The sequence below is a fragment of the Myroides gitamensis genome (genome assembly GCF_029894455.1).
Lineage (GTDB): Bacteria > Bacteroidota > Bacteroidia > Flavobacteriales > Flavobacteriaceae > Flavobacterium > Flavobacterium odoratum.
The window spans coordinates 134,386-155,071 of record NZ_JARYHN010000001.1 but is presented as its reverse complement, the minus strand read 5'-3'; the positions used below and the strand labels follow the sequence as shown (position 1 = coordinate 155,071).

Here is a 20,686-nt window from a genome sequence, read left to right as displayed (position 1 = left end):
AAATCATACCAAAAGAGGATGTTCCACAAGGACATCCTCTTTTTTTATTTCATGAACTACACTGTTGATTTAATAGCACAGCATGAAAGCGAATTGTTATTTATTTCTGCCTTTTTTTATTTTCTAAAAACGATCGAATCTCAATTCTCTTCTTCTTTCCAAAATAAATCAATACTTTTGTTTGAAAGACTACAAAAATCGCCTGATTCGGGTTTATTTACATGAAGATGAAACACATAGACGTACTAATTATTGGAGGTGGCCCCATAGGAATTGCCTGTGGTATTGAAGCTAAGAAAGCAGGATTATCCTATCTTATTATTGAAAAAGGATGTTTGGTCAATTCCCTATACCACTATCCCATCAATATGCAGTTTTTCTCTACTTCGGAGCTATTAGAACTCGACCATATTCCCTTTATTAGTGCAGAAAATAAACCGAGACGCAAAGAAGCTTTGGAATACTACAGACGAGTAACTCATCTTCACGAGTTGTCCATTCACTTATTTGAAACTGTATTAGGTGTAAATAAACAAGCAGAAGGTCATTTTATAGTAGACACATCCAAAAGCCAGTATAGCGCTTCTCATGTGATTGTCGCTACTGGTTTCTATGACTTCCCAAATCTTTTACATATTCCGGGAGAAGATCTACCTAAAGTTTCACATTATTACAACGATCCGCATTATTATGCCAATATGGAAGTTGTTGTGGTTGGAGCAAGTAACTCCTCCGTAGATGCAGCATTAGAATGCTATCGAAAAGGGGCTAAAGTAACGATGGTGGTTCGAGATACTGCTATTAGTTCACATGTAAAATATTGGGTAAAACCCGATATTGAAAACCGAATTGCCGAAGGTGCCATTCAGGTCTATTACAACAGTCAATTAACCGCTATTACTCCCTCTACCGTTACGTTAGAACGAGCAGGTGAGTCAATCACACTAACAAATGATTTTGTTTTAGCCTTAACGGGCTATCGTCCAGATTTCGATTTCTTGCGCAAACTGGGTATTACCACTCAAAACGAGGTAGATTTACTGCCAACTTTCCATGCAGAAACGATGGAAACCAATATTGCTAATTTATACTTAGCAGGTGTCGTTTGTGGAGGATTAAATACACATACCTGGTTTATTGAAAACTCAAGAATTCACGCCTCTATGATTGTAAAGCACATCCTCGAGAAAAAATAAAGCAACTACACTTTACACCCTTCACATATCCCGTGTGCGACAACTTCTATGTCACTCAATTCAAATCCCTCTGGAATTTCAATCGTAGGGATGGCAACTTGTGTCAAGCAAATGGTCTTTTTGCACTGTTTGCAGATAAAGTGCAAATGGGTATCGCGATGGCTATCTTCAGAACAACTAGAAGAACATAAAGCATATTGCGTAACATTATTCGCTGCGATGCTGTGTAATAGTCCTTTACTTTCGAAGGTCTTCACTGTGCGATAAATCGTCACGCGGTCTGATTGATCAAAGCTATTTTCAATATCCGCTAACGATACGGCTCCTTGTTGTTGCTTTAAAAATTTAAGCACAAGGATTCGCATAGCTGTAGGTTTAATGTTTTTGGCAAGTAACGCTTCTTCAATATTCTTCATCTATCTGACCTTTTGATTTACTCAAAGATAAGCATTGTTCCTTAATTCAGTCTATCGCATAAATGGGAATTAATTGTACTTTTTACTTAAATTAGTATTATTTACTTCTTCTTTCTCCTGATAATCAAGCTCTTCAATTTCAAGCTCTTTATCCAAACGAAGAAGAACAGCGTTGAAATTCAGCAGAAAAAACAATAAAAACACAAGTCTCTTCCTTTACTATCAGTTTTTCATGATTTTTATCGAAAAAACTATAAATAAAACATATATTTATTTTTTTTAGATTCATTTCCAATAAAAAAGAAAAGACCTAAAGTTAAGGTATGGTTTTTGTATCCTTCCTTATCCTATCCATTTACTTTAGTTCAGATGAATGATAAAATAAATTAAAAAAAACAAAACAATAAATTTTAAACAAAATGCAAAAATTAATCGGAAGTATTCTTATTGTAGCAGGAACTACAATAGGCGCAGGAATGTTAGCAATGCCCATTATATCGGCCAATGTAGGTTTTTTATTTATGTCATTCATCTTATTCTGTATCTGGTTTGCTATGTTTTATACTTCCGTTCTCCTAGTAAATGTCTATCGATACAATTCACCTGAAGATGGGTTAAACACCCTAACAACAAAATATTTAGGAAAACCAGGGGCTTATATCACTGGATTGAGTATGTTAACCTTGATGTATGCCCTTACTAGTGCGTATATTGCAGGTGGTGGAGATATTCTTAGAACAAATCTGGAACAATTATTACACCTTGAGGTATCCCCTCAGCTGAGTGCCATTCTTTTTACCCTTCTTTTTGGGGGGATTATCGCTTTTGGCACAAGAGCTGTTGATTATAGCACCAAAGTTGTATTCTCAATTAAAATCCTTTGTTTATGCTTAGTTTTAGGGCTTTTATTACCTCACATTGAAATGGCTTATTTGGCTTATATCCCTCAAAGTCCACTTCCTGTCTTAGCTACAATTCCCATTATTTTCACTTCATTTGGATTTAGTGTAGTTATTCCTAGCTTAGTCAAATACTTGGATGGAAATTTACGCCAGCTCAAATGGGTCTTTTTTATTGGTAGTATCATTCCTTTACTTTTATATTTAATCTGGGAACTTACCATTTTAGGAAATATTGAAAGTAGCGTTTTCAGTGAGATTTTGAAAAACAATGCTGGGTTAGAAGGATTACTTGTATCAATTAAAGAAATCAATAGTTCACCTTTTATCAAAATTGCATTTACCATTTTTGCTGCAGCTGCAATTCTAACTTCTTTTTGGGGAGTTGCTTTAGCTCTAAATGATTACATCAAAGATTTAGCAAAAGATCGTCCTAAAATCAAACACAATGTAAGTGCTTTTATTTTGACTTTCCTACCACCAATCCTATTCGCTTTATTTTATCCTGATGGATTTGTGATTGCCCTGGGATATGCCTCAATTTCTTTGGTAGTATTAGCTCTAATTATCCCTATGTTGATGTTGCAAAAAGCAAAGAAAATAGCGGGTGAAAAGACATCGATTCTCCAGTATATTATTTACGGATTTCTGTGGATTTTATCTTTATTAATTGTGGTTTTACAGCTTTTATTAGCTTTTGAAGTATTGCCTTCTTAAGGTATATGATAACAAACAAAAAAGGAGTAGGTTAATCCCCTACTCCTTTTTTTGTTTGTTTTTATTTCGATAATAAATAGCGAATTACATTTTCTGCGGCATGCAAACCAAACAAGGCTGGCATCCAGCTATTCGTTCCAAAGAAAGATTTTTTATAGTTTGAACCATCTGTCATTTTCAAACTGCTTTCATCCGGTTTTTCTGTTGAAAAGATTGCCTTTACTCCAGAAGAAATTCCTTCTTTCTTCAAGCGTTTGCGAATTTGTTTCGCCAACGGACATACATCTGTTTTACTAATATCTTTGACTACAATTTTAGAAGCCAGCATCTTTCCTCCTGCTCCCATAGCGCTAATTACTTTCACGCGTTTGCGCTTCGCAGCTAAGATTAAATTAATTTTAGGCGTAATACTGTCAATACAATCAAGTACATAATCATACTCTTCCGTTACCACCTCATGGGTGCGTTCTGGCGATAAGAATTCTTCTATACGCGTTAAGTTTAGCTCCGGATTAATATCCATCAAGCGATTTCCTACAATGTGTACTTTAGGCTCCCCTATCGTAGAATGCAAAGCAGGCAATTGTCTGTTGATATTTGTGATATCCACCGTATCTCCATCAACAATAGTCATTTTTCCTACCCCTGCACGCGCTAAAAACTCAGCGGCAAATGATCCAACTCCTCCTAAACCAACAACTAATACGTTGGCGTTTTTTAATTTTTCTAATCCTTCTTCTTTAAAAAGTAAGGCTGCTCTTTCTTGCCAAATAGCCATCTATCTCTTGTTATTAATCCCCCGAAAGGTTACAATTAGTATTCTTTACTCCATATTCGTTTAAAATTCGCCTCTACAATCTGCCCAATACCGGGATGTAGTTTCTCTGCTTGCGTGTATAGATCTGCAATAGTAACCGTTGCATCATCGTCTGTTTCTAAAAATAAAAAATCTTTAGGCGCAGCAGCAAAAGTTTCTTGCAGTCGATTACTTTTCAGTAAAGCACTTCCAAATGAGACGTAGAATCCGTTTTTCCACAAACTTTCAGCCACTTGTTGATGTTTATTAAACCCGTGAACGATAAGTGGAACGGTGATTTTCCATTTCTTTTTTAGTGCAATAATTTCTTGATAAGCAGAAACGACGTGCAAAATTACAGCTTTTTTATTTTTTTCTGCAAGAAGTAATTGTTTTACAACGACTTCTTCTTGTAAATCCCAAGGAATATCGATTTTTTTATCCAAACCACACTCCCCTATAGCCAAACAATTTGGGTGATGCAGGTTTGTCTCCAACCAATTTAATTGTTCTTCAATCTTTGCTTCAACAATATACCAAGGGTGAATACCCAACGAAAAATGCGGAATACTAAAATCAACCTTGGACAAGTCTTGATTAACTAGTTCTAAAGTGTCCGGAGCATGTTGAGGATGATGTGTATGGATATTGTACTTCATACCAGCGAAGATAAAAAAAGGTCTTTGATTAGCATATACTAACCAAAGACCTTTATAATCAATTTGTTTATTTCTTATTTAAGACCTGCTAAACTATGTTCGATAGTTGCAATTTTAGCCAATGCATCTGCTTCTTTTTGCTTCTCATTTGCCACTACTTGTTCGGGTGCACCGCTAACAAATTTTTCATTTGATAACTTCCCTTGTACGGATTTCAAGAACCCTTTCAAGTATTTCAACTCTTCTTCTAATTTAGTAATTTCTTCTTCGACATTTACATTGCCTTCCATTGGAATAAAATACTCATTCGATTTTACTCGGTAAGACAAAGCACCGCTTACTTGGTCATTCACGTATTCCATACTTGTTACATTTCCAAGTTTTGAAATAACGCTGTCAAAATACGTCGATATTTTTTCGTTATTGATTATTTTCAAATCAATTGTATCCTTGAACGAAATATTTTTATCTTTTCTAATCGTACGAATACCTGCGATTACTTCCATAGTAAACTCAAACTCTTTGATTACATTTTCATCAAATGCTTTTGTTTCTGGCCAAGAAGAGATAACCAAAGCTTGATCTGCTGTACGCGCATTAATATGTTGCCAAATTTCTTCTGTCAAGAATGGCATAAATGGATGCAACAATTTCAAGTTTTCCTCTAATAGTTCGATTGCTTTCGTATACGTTACACGATCTATTGGTTGTTGGTATCCTGGTTTGATCATTTCTAAGAACCAAGAACAGAAATCATCCCATACCAATTTATAGATTGCCATTAGGGCATCTGAAATTCTGTATTTAGCGAAATGATCTTCAATTTCCACTAGCGTTTTTTGCAACTTCGCTTCATACCAAGCTAAAGATACTTTTGCTGTTTCTGGTTGTTCTAAGGCATCAGAAACTTCCCAACCTTGAATCAAACGGAATGCATTCCAAACTTTATTGGTAAATGCTTTTCCTTGTGCACATAATTCTTCATCAAATAAGATATCGTTTCCTGCAGAAGCAGACAACAATAAACCTACGCGAACTCCATCCGCACCGAATTTATCGATTAATCCTAAAGCATCCGGAGAGTTTCCTAATGATTTAGACATTTTACGACGTTGTTTATCACGTACAATACCCGTGAAGTAAACATTCGTAAATGGTTGTACACCAGTATATTCATATCCTGCCATAATCATACGAGCTACCCAGAAGAAAATAATATCTGGACCCGTAACAAGATCATTGGTAGGATAATAGTATTTAAACTCTTCGTTTTCAGGATCAATTAATCCGTTGAATACAGACATAGGCCATAACCAAGAAGAGAACCACGTATCTAACGCATCTTCATCTTGTTTTAAATCTGCGACAGTTAAATCTGCTTTTCCCTGTTTTCGCTTTTGCTAATTCAAGAGCTGCTTCTTTCGTTTCTGCTACTACGAAATCTTCTTTTCCATCTCCATAAAAGAAAGCTGGAATTTGGTGTCCCCACCACAATTGACGAGAAATATTCCAATCGCGAATATTTTCCAACCAACTTCTATACGTACTGTTATAACGACTTGGATATAATTTTACATCTTCAGTTGTCATTACTGCATCTAATGCTGGTTTAGCCAATTCTTCCATTTTCAAGAACCACTGATCTGATAAACGCGGTTCAATTACAGCTTTTGTACGCTCAGAAGTTCCCACATTATTCAGGTAGTTTTCTACTTTATCTAACGCACCAATAGCTGCTAATTCCGTTTCAATTTCCTTGCGAACCACAAAGCGATCTTTTCCTTTGTAGTGTAAGCCAAGATCATTTAGCGTAGCATCTGCATTGAAAATATCAATAATTTCCAAATTGTGACGTTCCCCTAACTCTTTATCATTTACATCGTGTGCAGGTGTTACTTTCAAACATCCTGTTCCGAATTCCATATCTACATACTCATCGAAAATAATAGGCACAACGCGATTACAAATCGGCACGATTGCATTTTTACCTTTTAAATGTTGGTAACGCTCATCGTTTGGATTAATACAAATTGCCGAATCACCCAAAATTGTTTCTGGACGAGTTGTTGCAATCGTTAAATAATCCGACGTTCCTTCGATTTGATATTTTACGTGATACAGTTTTCCTTGGCGTTCTTCGTAAATAACCTCTTCATCCGATAAGGTTGTTTTTGCTTCCGGATCCCAGTTCACCATACGGTACCCGCGGTAAATCAATCCTTTATTATACAAATCAACAAACAACTTGATTACTTGTTGTGACATTTCTGGGTCCATCGTAAACTTTGTACGTTCCCAATCACAAGAAGCTCCTAGTTTTTTCAACTGGTCTAAAATCGCACCGCCATATTCCTCTTTCCATTCCCATGCGTGTTTTAAGAATTCTTCTCTAGTTAAGTCGTTTTTATTGATTCCCTGCTCTCTCAATTTAGCGACGACTTTGGCTTCAGTTGCAATAGATGCGTGATCCGTTCCAGGGACCCAACATGCGTTTAGCCCTTTTAAACGTGCGCGACGTATTAATACATCTTGAATTGTAACATTCAACATATGCCCCATATGCAATACTCCTGTAACGTTTGGAGGAGGTATTACAATTGTGTACGGCTTTCTTTCATCTGGTACAGATCGGAAAAAATTATTTTCCATCCAATACTGATACCATTTTTGCTCTACTTGCTTTGCGTCAAATTGTGCAGGAATTACCATTATTCTATAATTTAATTATTAAAAAAAAGAAAAAACATCAGGTCATAGAAGAGAAAAACTAGTTTTTCCATTTTTATAACCTTAGTTTTATTTATCTTTGTGTTGTACAAAAGTAATTATTACTCGGCAATTATAAAAGTATATCTAAAATCGAATATGCGAAAAAAATTTGCGAGTTTTCTAAAAGTTTTTAATTTTACAGAACAACAAAAATTATAGTAATGAAAAAATTAATAGCAGTATTCGCATTAGTCTTATCTAGTGCCTTATCATTCGCTCAAAGTGGTCCTAAAATTCAGTTCGCAGCTGAGAACAACACAATTGATTACGGAACAGTAATCAGAGGGAATGACGATGGATTACGTTCATTCGAATTCACAAACACAGGTGATCAACCGTTGATCATTACAAACGTACGTTCTACATGTGGATGTACAGTTCCTTCAAAACCAACTGAGCCAATCATGCCTGGTAAAAAAGGAAACATCGATGTAAAATACAACATGAGCATCGGAAGAATTAGCCGTACAATTACTGTTGAATCTAATGCAGTAAACTATGAAAACGGTACAGTGCCTTTGAGAATTAAAGGTGAAGTTGTAGATAAATAATCTTTATCCAAACATAAAAAAAGCCACTCCATTGAGTGGCTTTTTTTATGTTAATACTTTATATTCTAAAACTAGTTACTTTTCCGTTACCAACTTTATCAACCCAACCTTTCATAACTGAGTTTCTTTTATTCCCTGCATAAGTAATCTCCCCTTTCACCTCAACTTGGGCAGTTTCACCTTGATATTGGAATGTTCCCCCCTCCTTATGTACATAAGTCGCTGTTACAATTGGCACACTAATTTCTGCACTAGAAGAAGATACTACAACAGAGCTAAAATCAAAATCTATTCTACTTGTAGAGCTACCAAATTCAAAACTGTGATTACCTGCAATATACGAACTTGTAGAATTTATTGTATAATCTGTACCTCCTTTATTATCTTCCTTTATGGAATCAATATTTTCATATTCAACCCCTTCATGGAACATCTTGAGCATCTTATCCAACTGTTCTAAATCCATCTGCTCATATTCTGCTCTAAATGCCTTACTATTCCGATCGACATTAGAATCAGGTGTCCATCCATACTTATCAAATACCTTAGTAGCCTCCTTTATTTTTAAATCTAACAAGGCTTCTTTTGTTGTTTGATCTTCCTTTTCTTTTGTACTATCCTTACTACATCCTGTAATAAAAACAGCTCCTAAAACAAGTAGAATTAATGCTTTTTTCATTGTCAAAAATTTTATATTATTACTTCTACTAAAGTAACTTTTATCTATAATTCAGACAATAATGCATTCAAGTATTTTAAACAAAAACCACTACAAATCAAATAGTTACAATAGAAAATAAAATTAATCTACTTTCTAAACTCTTGATTATTATTAATCGCTTGAGTAAAAAACTCAATGGCTTTTACCTCAACTTTTGCATCAAAACCTTTGATGTGTTTTTCATGGTGGATATCAGATCCCACAAAGTCGATTAAACCCTGTTGCAGCAAATAGTTTGCAGCTTCTAATACATGTTTACCATAATACCCGGTTACTGATAATAGATTCATTTGAAAAAGGCAACCTGCTTTTTTCAATTTCTTATACATGGCTGTATTTTGATGGTAAAAATTATAGCGTTCTGGGTGAGCCAATACAATATCATATCCGCTGGATTTCAATTGAAATAAGATATCCATCAATTGAATGGGCGGATTCATATAGGACATTTCAACCAAAACGTAATCGCCCTTTAACGTTAAAAGCTCTTTATTTTCGATGCGTGGCAATAAACTCTCATCCATCAAATACTCTGATGCGACTCTTAATTCGATTGCTTTCGCTTCTTGTGGCAATTGTTCTTGTACCAGTTGGTATTGATCTAAAATACCTTCACGTGTATTTTCCCACACCAAAGGCGTAGTATGTGGCGTAGCAATAGCTTGTTCAAAACCAAGGCTCTGCATAGAAGAAATAATATATTTTGTATCTTCAATTGTCTTAGCTCCATCATCAATACCATAAATCAAATGGGAATGAATATCCACATAACCTTGAGGGATTAAGCTTTTTAAAATCGGTTTAGATTTAAAAAATGAAAACATAGCTTGTTATTTTTGCTCTATTCTTTTTGTGTATTTGCTCTAAACTCTAAAAACAAGGTTCCAAGAGTTAAGACATACAAAGGTAATGTAATAATTAGCTTTTCTGAGAATAAATTCAAAACAACATACAAAATTAACAAGAACACAACAATCATTACTAAAATTCTTTTAATTTTACTCTTATTTTTAACAAATGGAATAAAAAGTAAGATAGGATTACACAAAAAAACCACATTATTTAATAATACTTCACTGTGTAGAGAATAAAACCCAACTAAAAGAAAAAATACACCAAAAAGCCCCATAACAATGAAATAAATGGAACGCACGATACGATTGATAGATAAACCTAACAATAGCGCACAAACCACTGAAGCGAACCAGTAGGTATTCCACCATACATAATTATCTACAGGTTTCGATTGAAAAACGAGGAGTTCTTCTTTAACCAAAGGCTGATCTCCGTTCATGGATTGAGCAAGACCTGCTTGAAACTTATCTGGTAAGAATAACAAAGTAGCAGGATGGTCAACTTTATTTCCAAAAATGAGGTTAATTCCTAATTTCTCAAAATAACGATCTCTTAAATAGGTGTTTAATATGGTACGATAGTTTCCTTTATTTTCTTCCACATCAACTTTTACAGGTGTTGACAATACTTGATTTAGTACATCCACAACCTTAGTTGTACAGTTGTTGTCTATAAACTTATAGGTATAATATCGGTTTTCTTCTTTTAAAGATTCATTTAACAGGCTCCAAACCTCTTGTTTTTGTGTTTGAGACAGATTTAATTCTTGCTCAACAACAGAGCGATTATCATACGCATAATTCACTACAAAGCTCTCATATCCTTCATAATCGACAAAATAAAGCAAATCTCCCTTCACGAATTTTGCGTAGAAATTAGGTATTCTAAAATCGAATAATCCATAGTTATATACTCGGTCAATCCCTTCTGCGGGATCGTATACTCGAATAGCTGTATGTCCAAAAAGGGAATACAATTGTCCTCCTGTTCCACAAGTTAAAACGCTTACTTTTGCTTTGTCTGACAATTGTCTATTTGCTGTATTTCCATAGCTCCATTGTATCATAAACACCGCGAAGAACAGCACTATTATTCTTTTCATTTTTTATTTTCTAAAAATTCCTAAATCTAATTTTAATGAGAATACATTGGAGTAAATAGCTGCACTTTGGTCTCCAATATCCGTCAAGGCATAATCTACCTGAATGCCTTTATAATGGAACCCTACCCCTATATTAGGCTGGAATTCCATTTTTTCCGTATTATCCATTTGTCTGTTATTCTGAAAGTTACCTACTCCACCGCGAACGAATACTAAATTAGCGTATCCAAATTCAACCCCTAAGGAAGGAGTCATACTCATAGAACCACTTGAAATCACGGCATTGGTTTCCGCAAACTCAACATGAAGTGCAAAAGCGGCTAACATATTCAAATCGCGTGTCAGTTTTACATTTTTAGAGACTCCCATTTGTAATTTAGGCAGTGTAATCTCTGTCGTCTCAGGCAATTCCTGATTCATTCCTTCAACGGCATTTTGTACTTTACTGTATTCTTTTTTATTGATATTCCACATATTATAGGTGGTTGTTATATCTCTTGCCATCACTCCAAACATCCAATCCGAATTGGTTTTGTACTGCACACCTGCATCGAATCCAAATCCCCATGAATTGGCGAATTTTCCGATTATACGTCGTACAACTTTAGCATTAACTCCATACGTTAATCCTGGAATTGGTGTATTACGAGCATAAGAGAGTACAAAAGCATAATCTGCAGCAGAGAATAAGCTGATGCGGTTGTAATCAATATTTCCGTGTTGATCGATTAATTCCGTTGTATTCATAATATCATCAACACCAAAACGGATGATGGAGATTCCCAAAGCGCTACGTTCATCCAAAGGCATAGCGAATGCCGCATAATCATATTGGGCAATATTAGCGAAATAACTAGCATGCATCAAAGCCACTTGTTGATCTTCCAATTGCATGAGTCCTGCAGGATTCCAATAGACCGAATTCACATCTCCACTCGAAGAAACCACACTGTTTGCCATTCCCATCGCAACGGCATCTACTCCAATGTTCAAAAATTCATTGGAATATTTTCTTGCCTTTTGTGCATGAGCAGCAATCCCTATGCAAAGTAATAACGTACATACTGTTAGCTTTTTCACAAACCTATATTTATTATTCATACTAAGTTGTAAAAATAGTAAAAAACTAAAAGGCTAGGAAGATATTATTATTACTAAGTTTATGATACCTTTGTATAGGAAATCAAGTCCATTTATTTTAAATATACAAAGACTAAAATAAAACATACATGAAAAAACACCTTCCAAATTTCATCACTTTATTAAACTTAGCATCAGGGTTAATTGCTTGTATCTATGCTTTTGACGACAATATTCACATGGCCTTTTTATGGGTATGTATTGGTATTTTCTTCGATTATTGGGATGGATTTGTAGCACGCATCCTCAATGTTAAGAGCGAGTTAGGTCTTCAATTGGATTCTTTAGCGGATATGGTAACAAGTGGTGTAGTACCCGGATTAATCATTTACAAACAGTTAGCTAATATTCAAGAGACACAAGGACCGTATAATCTTACACCTGAGACTTATTATATGGCTATTGTTCCGTATTTAGGTTTTCTAATTACATTGGGAGCTGCTTATCGTTTGGCTAAATTCAATATTGATACACGACAAACAGAATCGTTTATTGGACTACCAACTCCAGGAAATGCGCTTTTCATCTTGAGTTTACCTCTAATTGTAAGCACAACTAATTCTGAAGCGGTTATTTCTTTCTTGAGCAATCCGTATGTATTAGTCATCATCAGTGTATTGAGTGCTTATATCATGAATGCGGAGTTGCCTTTATTTTCTCTAAAAATTAATCCTAAAAACTTAGGGGCTTATAAATTGCAATTGGGATTTGTAATCGTTTCAATTATTCTATTGATCGCTTTACATTATTTAGCCATTCCAATTATTATCTTGCTTTACATTTTACTTTCGGTGGTTAAAAATGCCACAACGAAAAAAGAAATAGCTTAAAAAAAGGGTCTGCAAATGCAGACCCTTTTTTAATTATTTTAGTATAAGACTCAATATCGTTCCAACTATTACGATAACCACTTGAAAAGTAGCCATACCCAAGACATAACTGAGTAGTGCCTTGAAATAACTAAGGCGTTTTCCTTCATAAAATTGGCCAATACTCCACGTTAAATACACCAGCATAATAAACCCCATAATAAACTCGTTTAACAGCGCTATTGTAGGGAAAATAAAATTCAAAACAACATGAAGCGTATACAGCAACATGCCTTCCGCCATCACTAAACTCATGACGACAAAGGTTTCATATAGATTGTATTTATAATCGCCAAACAGAAATCTTGTCCATAAAGTAATAGGTACTAACAGCAATAAATTTGCATACCCATAATTATTTTGCACCCAATAAAACAATTGATAAGTCAATGAATCGCCATACATTCTTTTGAGCATTTCATTCTGTATCATATCTGTTTTAAAGTAATGAGAAATGAAGGTGTAAATCAACGAAGTAAGAATAAGATACGTAATAGGTTTGGTTATCTTTTGTCTATCCTCCTGGATATACTCTCGAATTACCTTTCCTGGTCGAAGAAGTAAACCCTTGGCTGTATAAAGGAAGCCACTTTCGTATCCGATCAGCTTCAAGAGTTCTTGTGTAAGGTAAGATTTATCAATACGATGAATAACTAGAGGATTTCCACAGCAACTACAGAAATCGCCTGAACTATCCGTTTTACAAGTAGAACAGCTAGCCATCTTTATTTTAAATTACGGAGTTTTAATTCTTTTTCAATAGATTTATAATCTTGCCCACTCTTCACTAAGATGAAAGCAAAAAACAAAGGGAAGAACGTAAAAAAGTCCACGCCTTTTTTATAGGTATTATATAAAGAAACCCCAATAAATGCACCTATAATAGCGGCATTAATTAAATAATACGTTCTCGCCTTTTTGCCTTTTTCGATTAACGCTTCATCCGTCAATGCTTTTAATTCTTGTTCTTTCATCAGTATAGGTTTGGTTTAGTAGGATCTAGTTCTATGAACTGCTGCCATGGATTAACAATCCAAGACAAATAGCAATAAAAACCGTTTTGTTTCATCCAAATGTATAAAAAACCGCAATACAAAATAAAGTCATTCCATCAACCCCATTGAAAAAAGTTGGCTCAAACAAAAAAAGTAACCTTTCGGTTACTTTTTTTTGACTAAAGGATGATTTAATCCTTTTACATTATTATTGATGACTTCATATGTTTTTAGGTGCTTAAACATTTCGGTTAAGTTTCTAAACCCATAATCACGCGAGTCAAAACTAGGATCTAATTTACGCAGGTTATTTCCAACGGTAGAAATATACGCTTCTACTTCCTCATCGACTGACATATCAAACGCTTTATCAATTAGGCGCATTTCTTTTTTAGTGATGGTAAGTGTATCGTTATCTTCTTCCTCACCAACCACTTGTTTTTTCTCTTGGTTGGTATTTTTTTCTGCTTTAGCCGCCTTGGGCATCAACGTTTCACAATAGGTAAAAATTTCACAAGACTGAACAAAGGCATTGGGAGTTTTCTTTTCTCCAATTCCCATCACAAAGATTCCTTCCTCACGAATTCGCTTCGCTAGTCCTGTATAATCACTATCACTCGAAACAATACAGAATCCATCTACCATTTTTGCATGTAAAATATCCATGGCATCAATAATCAAGGAACTATCTGTCGAATTCTTTCCTGAAGTATAATTAAACTTTTGAATCGGTGAAAAGGATAAGTCATTGAGTAAATCCTTCCAACTATTCATCTGAGGGGTAGTCCAATCTCCGTAAATACGGCGAATAGTAACCTTACCATATTTAGACACCTCATTTAATATATTTTGTAATAATTTGGCTTGTGCGTTATCTCCATCGACGAGTATCGCTATATTATTATTGTTTTTTTCCATTTTTTATCGTATTCAAACTCAAGTAGGTAAAATACGAAAAAAACAGGGGATAAACTTCAATTTTAATCTTTTTTTAGCATGTTAGCTATTTTCTTTCTGAACGACCCATTTCCCCACTTTCGGTGCTTCGTACACTTTCATTTGGTGCAATAAATCTTCAATATCATCTGATACAATAATCATGTTTTGGTTTTCCTCTTTTAAGAAGCCTTGTTTTACCATGGTGGCGATCATTTCTAATAAAGGATTATAAAATCCATCCACATTAAATAATGCAATTGGCTTTTTATGCAATCCCAATTGTCCCCAAGTTAATACTTCAAAAAATTCTTCTAGTGTGCCATATCCACCAGGTAAAGCAATGATTCCATCTGATAATTCATCCATTTTTGCTTTGCGTTCATGCATCGTTTCCACAAAAAGAAGTTCACTTAAACGAGTGTGACCTAATTCTACATCGGCTAAAAAATGGGGAAGAACTCCTATTACCTCTCCACCATGAGCTAATGCCCCATCCGCAATTGCTCCCATTAAACCAACCTTTGCACCTCCGTAAACAACACCAATTTGATGTTGCGCTAATGCAGTTCCCAAAGCAGTTGCTTGTTGAACGTATATTTCTTTATTTCCTGCGCTTGAACCGCAAAATACTGTGTACCTCATAAATTTATAATTTATCTAAATAACCATAAAACAACTAAAAATCAGATAGTTAAAATAAAAACATTTGATTATTTAATTTTTTCTACTTTTTATCATGTAACAAAAGTAACGTTTCTCAGTCTATTAGAGTAGACAAAAACTTAATTCAACTAATCCAATGAATTCAAAACTATCTTTATTGTTTTTTCTACTTTCCGTTTGTGGTATATATGCCCAAGGTTCAGTAAAAATAACAGGGCGTGTACTTGATAAAAAACTCAATGAAGCGATTCCCTATGCAACGATTACTTTGAAAAAAGGAGATGCAGTTATCACAGGTGGAATGACCGCTGATAATGGTACCTTCTCCATTACTGCAGCAGCAGATACGTATAACTTAGATATTCAATTTATTGGTTATACGCCTTATCACAAAGAAATTGCGTTGAAAAACGCAACTGATTTAGGTACAATCTATCTTGAAGCTGAATCAACTACTTTAGCGGATGTAAACATTGTTGCTGAACGCTCTACGATTGAACAAAAAATCGACAGAAAAGTGATTACAGTTGGAAAAGACTTAACAACAGTAGGAGCAACTGCATCGGATATTATGAATAATATTCCATCTGTTAACGTAGACAAAGATGGTAAAATCTCTTTAAGAGGAAATGAAAATGTTCGAATCTTATTGGATGGAAGACCAACAAATATGTCTGCTGAACAATTGTTGAAACAAATTCCATCGACTTCAATTAAAAGCATTGAATTGATTACCAATCCAAGTGCAAAATACAATCCAGAAGGAATGTCGGGAATCATCAACATCGTGTTACACAAAAACACAGCAGATGGATTCAATGGTTCGGTAGATAGTGGAGTTACCATTGCTAAAAACATTCAATCAACAACTTCATTAAATCTAAACTACAGACAAGGAAAATTAAACTTCTTTGGAAATGCAAGTTATTCGGATGGTAAGTCAAAGAATGATGGAACTATGTTTCGTGAAGATATCTTATCGCCTACGACGATTGACATGTTGAGCCACAACAAAAACATCTTGTATAAAGTAGGGGTTGATTACTATATCAATGACAATAATACCTTGTCTTTCTATACGAATCAAAGTACAAACAAAAGTAATTTGGATTTAAAAACGACAACGCTTTATCCAGATCACTCGTTTGAAGATATTTTTCAAAAAACAAAATACGACAACAAGAATACATTTAGTACCTATAACCTAGCTTACAAACATTTGTTTGAGAAGAAAGGACATACGTTAGATATTGAGGTAAACCACAACATCAACAAAGCGGATATGGATGGGGACTATAGAACAAAATTGGGAATTGATAGTGATTTGTTGTATCAAGATGGAAACAACGATAAAAACACATTATCAACAATAAATATCGATTACGTTAATCCATTAAACGATCATACAAAATTAGAATTAGGGGCGGAAGGTAGAATTTCAAGAGCGGATAATAATTTCAGTTCTAATAATCCTTTAATTCCTTCGAATCAAGCTGCTATTGCTAATAAGTATGATCAAGATATCTTTTCTGCTTATGCTACATTTGGTCAGACTTTAGGAAAGTTCAACTACCAAGTAGGAACGAGAGTAGAGAGCTACAAAGTAGATTCTAAATTAGATGGTACCTCTACTTTTAAAGACGATTATGTGACGCTTTACCCTTCAGTTTATGTTGGATATAACTTAACAGAAAGCGATATGTTTAACGTAAGTTATAGCCGTCGTGTAGATCGTCCAGGAGTAAGACAAACAAACCCTGTTCGTCAGTTCTCGACTCCGTTGATGACTATGGTTGGTAACCCAGAATTAAAACCACAGTTCACAAACTCTGTCGAATTAAACTATACTCGATTATTTGCGAAAAGAAGTAGCATTACAGCTGGAGTTTACTACAGACGCATTAACCATGAAATCAATCACGTGATTTACGATGATCCGGAAAATGACAATCCAAATGCGTTATTGATGACTTTTGACAACTACAAATCAAATGATGCTTATGGATTTGAGGTTTCAGCTAATATTATTGTTACGCCTTGGTGGGACATGCAACCTGCCATTGATTTCTCAAGTATCAAACAAACGGGATTTGTTTCTCAATTAGATGCAACAGGAACGATGCAAACGGTATTGCGCGATATTACAGCGAATGCTTTCAACGCGCGTTTAAACAGTAACTTCAAAGCAACTAAGAACTTGCGTTTTAACTTATTTGGATTCTATAGAGGTGCTGTTGATGGAATTACATCTGATGCACAAGAAATGTACAAAATCGATGCTGGAGCACGTTATGCTTTACTCGATAACAAATTAGGTATCAGCGTGAGATTCAATGATATTTTCAATACCATGTCTTACAAATACAAAACAAAATATCCTTACCCTTCAACAGGTGAATTCACTTGGGAAAGTCAATCGGTATATATCGGTGTAAACTATACATTTGGAGGTGGAAAAGGCCGTTCATTACAACGAAAATATAGAGATAGTAACACGAAACAAAGTGGTGGATCAGGAGGACTGTTCTAGATTTCTATAAGAAACTTCAATTATTACGCGAAAGAGGGTTCCTTGAAAAAGGGATCCTTTTTTTTGGTTAACAGTTTATGGTGAAGAGTTAAGGGTTAAGAGTGAGTTCAGAGTGAAGAGTTATTATGTCAAATCTCATTGTCTCATCGCCTGACCTCTCATCGCCTGACCTCTCACCGTCTCAACCTTACCCCATAACCTTCTCTCATTACCACTATCAAAGCAAAGGAGATAGCAAACGCAAAAAGCTGTTTTTCAATCGGTGCCATTTGGAGCGTTTGTTCCAGCGATTCAGTTTCAATTGAATTGAATTTTTACAGTCCTCTTCAAACATGGCACGCATTTGGTTGGCGAAATCCATATCATAAAGTACCACATTTACTTCAAAGTTCAAATCAAAACTACGGTGATCTAAATTACAAGTACCTACAGAGCTAATCCCTGAATCGGTTACCCATGTTTTAGCGTGGATAAACCCTTTTTTATACAAGTAAATTTCAACCCCTGATTCCAATAACTCTTGGAAATAGGATTCAGAAGCTAATTTAACCGTTAGTGAATCTGTGATTCCAGGTAGTAAAAGCTTTACTCTTTTTCCACTAAGCACCGCCATTTTAATCGCTAGTTGAAGTGATTCATCGGGGATATAGTAAGGGGTTGTAATGCAAATTTCATTCTTGGCAGCCTGAATCGCCTGTAATACACTAAATAAAATAGAAGGAACATCCGAATCTGGTCCAGAAGCAATAACCTGTAAAGGCAATATTTTTTGTTTTCCCATGTGAATTTTAGGGAAATAATCAGCAGAGAAATTAATATTTTCTTTGCTACAAAAGTTCCAATCTGTCAAGAAAACATGCTGTAAACCATAGGCACCACTTCCTTCAATTCGAATATGGGTATCACGCCAAAAGAAATCGTTTTCCCCTTTTCTGCTATTGTCATAGCGATCTGATATATTAATCCCTCCTGTATAGGCAATTTGGCCATCTATCACCACGATTTTACGGTGATTGCGATAGTTTAGACGATTGGCTAAAGCCAATAGAATAATTTTATTAAAGGCAAAAGCCTGTACACCATTTGCACGAAGTTCTTTCACAATATTCTTGCGTATACTTCGACTACCAAAATCGTCATAAATAAAACGCACTTCTACTCCTTCTTGTGCTTTTATTTTTAGTAAATCGGCAATTTCTTTTCCTATTTCATTATTCTCATAGATATAATACTCAATATGAATATGGTGTTTCGCTTCTTTAATATCTTGCAGTAAGCGCGGAAAAAAAGCTTCTCCATTTTGTAAGAGCTCTACATCATTATCAACCAAAAGTGGACCTTCGCCTACAATTGCATTAGAGAGCAATTGGACAAACGAGCGATGTTGATCAACAATAGGATGTCCTTGTTGCGTTAAATCAAGGTGTATTTCGCTAATACGCTTATTGAATCGCTCAGCATAATTGTCATTGGCGATTAATTTTTTAGAATACATTTTTCGTCGTCGGTAATTGATACCAAAAGAAAAATAGAAAATAATTCCAAAAATAGGAACAAAGAATACTAGGAGTAAATAAGCTAATGTTTTGGAAATCGAATCCGTGTCATAAATAATTCGAATAGACACGAGAATTGCAATGATAAAGTACGCGACTTCCCAATAAATGATCCACTCTGATTCGAAAAATAATGACATCATAGTTTGAATTCTTTACGATAAAGTAAATGTATTTGCCTTAAAAAGCAAACCTAAATTTAAGCATTCTTTTTCTAAACTTATCTATGTTTACCTCTAAAAACACTTTGATTCGCTTTACTACAATTCTTTTATCTATTATATTTACTTATTCTAGGTCTAATGAAAGACTACGTTGTTTTGAATTAGCTTTTCACAACTAAAAAAACTTTTTCCAGGCTATAATTGATACTGTCCAAATCAACCTATACATCATATTATTTCATCGGAACTAGAACAAGATTAAATACCTCTTTATCAAGCTCATTTTAACGCAATCGCTCAACTCTCATAACAAGTCTTTTGATTTCAGAACTATTACTAATTTCACCAAATACAGTACAGATAACTCGAAATAATTCACCTGTACTTTTAATAGTAATAAGAGTATCATGAGATATAACATAGCCTGAAGACAGAGTAAAGCCGCCTTGTTTATTTACATTACCCCAATTCTCGTTATCTAGATACAGATAATCGATACTAGTACGAAATGATTTACGCTCTCTAAATATATCATTATATGCTGTAGTAGTAATCATAGTATCCGCTTGATTTTTATGTGACCTGATTTGTAAATACATATCTCCAGCCCTCGGTTGATCAGTCTTTAAAATTCGAAAACTATAATTTCCAAGACGAATAACCGAATTTTCTGTAATAGCATTACTTATATACACTGTCTTTACTACAGAAGAATCATTAACATCATATACTATCCAATTGTTATCCTTATTAGCAACAACATACAGATGTTGTCCTGGATAAATAGTAAATTCAGTTACTCTATCTGGGTTTTCTCCTCCAAATTGTAAAAATTGGGTTCCTAGCGTTCTTACAACTAAATTTTGTTTAGTTGATAAATTTTTGATGTTGTACATCCTTCCAAAAGAATCTCCAGAACCTTCAATTGAAGGTAGATAAAATACTCCCTCCCCACTGTTTCCTCGATAACTAATATTATAATCATCCTTTTGAATCGCATAAGTTGCATTTGTTATTTCGCGATAGTTAGCCGCAATAGATCCTTGTACAGTTAATGTACTGGTAATTTCAGTCGTATTTACACCCAATTGTGCATAACCTAAACTACAAGCATTCATAAAAATAATTAATACTTTTTTTTTCATGTGT

The 20,686-nt window shown here is 34.7% G+C and carries 18 protein-coding genes and 1 pseudogene; 5 read left to right on the top strand and 14 right to left on the bottom strand.

Going from position 1 to position 20,686, the window contains the following annotated elements:
* The first annotated feature begins 227 nt into the window (after nt 1-227).
* The gene (locus M2306_RS00725; RefSeq protein ID WP_181816707.1) at nt 228-1,196 is read left to right on the top strand and encodes a YpdA family putative bacillithiol disulfide reductase; all 969 of its coding nucleotides are present in this window, start codon (nt 228-230) and stop codon (nt 1,194-1,196) included.
* 5 nt (nt 1,197-1,201) lie between these two features.
* Here the strand turns inward: M2306_RS00725 and M2306_RS00720 are convergent, their stop codons facing one another.
* On the bottom strand, nt 1,202-1,612 hold the full coding sequence (locus tag M2306_RS00720) for a Fur family transcriptional regulator (protein WP_259190801.1): 411 nt from the start codon (nt 1,610-1,612) through the stop codon (nt 1,202-1,204).
* A gap of 419 nt (nt 1,613-2,031) precedes the next feature.
* Between M2306_RS00720 and M2306_RS00715 the strand changes: the two genes are divergently transcribed.
* Nucleotides 2,032-3,228: an aromatic amino acid transport family protein gene (locus M2306_RS00715; protein WP_002987076.1), complete on the top strand. Its 1,197-nt coding sequence runs from the start codon at nt 2,032-2,034 to the stop codon at nt 3,226-3,228.
* 61 nt (nt 3,229-3,289) lie between these two features.
* Here the strand turns inward: M2306_RS00715 and M2306_RS00710 are convergent, their stop codons facing one another.
* From M2306_RS00710 to M2306_RS00700, 3 genes and pseudogenes are all read right to left on the bottom strand, one after another.
* Nucleotides 3,290-4,006: a tRNA threonylcarbamoyladenosine dehydratase gene (locus M2306_RS00710; protein WP_002987078.1), complete on the bottom strand. Its 717-nt coding sequence runs from the start codon at nt 4,004-4,006 to the stop codon at nt 3,290-3,292.
* Nucleotides 4,007-4,041: 35 nt separating this feature from the next.
* Complete coding sequence (locus tag M2306_RS00705; protein WP_259190802.1) at nt 4,042-4,683, bottom strand: TatD family hydrolase; 642 nt, start codon at nt 4,681-4,683, stop codon at nt 4,042-4,044.
* A 74-nt stretch (nt 4,684-4,757) separates the two neighbouring features.
* Nucleotides 4,758-7,392 (bottom strand): annotated as a pseudogene (locus tag M2306_RS00700) (valine--tRNA ligase).
* A gap of 221 nt (nt 7,393-7,613) precedes the next feature.
* Between M2306_RS00700 and M2306_RS00695 the strand changes: the two are divergent.
* Nucleotides 7,614-8,003, top strand: coding sequence for a DUF1573 domain-containing protein (locus tag M2306_RS00695; RefSeq protein WP_002987085.1), 390 nt, complete (start codon nt 7,614-7,616; stop codon nt 8,001-8,003).
* Between the two features lie 58 nt (nt 8,004-8,061).
* Here M2306_RS00695 and M2306_RS00690 read toward each other — a convergent pair whose 3' ends face one another.
* From M2306_RS00690 to M2306_RS00675, 4 genes are all read right to left on the bottom strand, one after another.
* The gene (locus M2306_RS00690; protein ID WP_259190804.1) at nt 8,062-8,682 is read right to left on the bottom strand and encodes a hypothetical protein; all 621 of its coding nucleotides are present in this window, start codon (nt 8,680-8,682) and stop codon (nt 8,062-8,064) included.
* A 128-nt stretch (nt 8,683-8,810) separates the two neighbouring features.
* Nucleotides 8,811-9,548 (bottom strand): tyrosine-protein phosphatase, encoded by a 738-nt coding sequence (locus M2306_RS00685; protein ID WP_259190805.1) that lies wholly within the window; start codon nt 9,546-9,548, stop codon nt 8,811-8,813.
* A gap of 17 nt (nt 9,549-9,565) precedes the next feature.
* Nucleotides 9,566-10,681: a lipoprotein N-acyltransferase Lnb domain-containing protein gene (locus M2306_RS00680; protein WP_259190806.1), complete on the bottom strand. Its 1,116-nt coding sequence runs from the start codon at nt 10,679-10,681 to the stop codon at nt 9,566-9,568.
* Between the two features lie 3 nt (nt 10,682-10,684).
* Nucleotides 10,685-11,761: a putative type IX sorting system protein PorV2 gene (locus M2306_RS00675; RefSeq protein WP_002987093.1), complete on the bottom strand. Its 1,077-nt coding sequence runs from the start codon at nt 11,759-11,761 to the stop codon at nt 10,685-10,687.
* Nucleotides 11,762-11,910: 149 nt separating this feature from the next.
* Between M2306_RS00675 and M2306_RS00670 the strand changes: the two genes are divergently transcribed.
* On the top strand, nt 11,911-12,651 hold the full coding sequence (locus M2306_RS00670) for a CDP-alcohol phosphatidyltransferase family protein (protein WP_259190807.1): 741 nt from the start codon (nt 11,911-11,913) through the stop codon (nt 12,649-12,651).
* A gap of 33 nt (nt 12,652-12,684) precedes the next feature.
* Here the strand turns inward: M2306_RS00670 and M2306_RS00665 are convergent, their stop codons facing one another.
* From M2306_RS00665 to M2306_RS00650, 4 genes are all read right to left on the bottom strand, one after another.
* Nucleotides 12,685-13,413, bottom strand: coding sequence for a DUF3667 domain-containing protein (locus M2306_RS00665; protein ID WP_115091403.1), 729 nt, complete (start codon nt 13,411-13,413; stop codon nt 12,685-12,687).
* A gap of 2 nt (nt 13,414-13,415) precedes the next feature.
* On the bottom strand, nt 13,416-13,664 hold the full coding sequence (locus tag M2306_RS00660; RefSeq protein ID WP_115091404.1) for a hypothetical protein: 249 nt from the start codon (nt 13,662-13,664) through the stop codon (nt 13,416-13,418).
* A 186-nt stretch (nt 13,665-13,850) separates the two neighbouring features.
* The gene (locus M2306_RS00655; RefSeq protein ID WP_115091405.1) at nt 13,851-14,603 is read right to left on the bottom strand and encodes an NYN domain-containing protein; all 753 of its coding nucleotides are present in this window, start codon (nt 14,601-14,603) and stop codon (nt 13,851-13,853) included.
* Nucleotides 14,604-14,684: 81 nt separating this feature from the next.
* Nucleotides 14,685-15,266: an LOG family protein gene (locus M2306_RS00650; protein WP_259190808.1), complete on the bottom strand. Its 582-nt coding sequence runs from the start codon at nt 15,264-15,266 to the stop codon at nt 14,685-14,687.
* Nucleotides 15,267-15,423: 157 nt separating this feature from the next.
* On the opposite strand from M2306_RS00650, the gene M2306_RS00645 reads away from it, so the two are divergent.
* Nucleotides 15,424-17,817 (top strand): TonB-dependent receptor, encoded by a 2,394-nt coding sequence (locus tag M2306_RS00645; protein ID WP_259190809.1) that lies wholly within the window; start codon nt 15,424-15,426, stop codon nt 17,815-17,817.
* A gap of 217 nt (nt 17,818-18,034) precedes the next feature.
* Here M2306_RS00645 and cls read toward each other — a convergent pair whose 3' ends face one another.
* Entirely contained in the window at nt 18,035-19,516 is a 1,482-nt protein-coding gene (cls, locus tag M2306_RS00640) for a cardiolipin synthase (RefSeq protein ID WP_374759775.1), read from the bottom strand.
* Between the two features lie 305 nt (nt 19,517-19,821).
* Nucleotides 19,822-20,682, bottom strand: coding sequence for a hypothetical protein (locus M2306_RS00635; protein WP_259190810.1), 861 nt, complete (start codon nt 20,680-20,682; stop codon nt 19,822-19,824).
* Between the last annotated feature and the right edge of the window lie 4 nt (nt 20,683-20,686).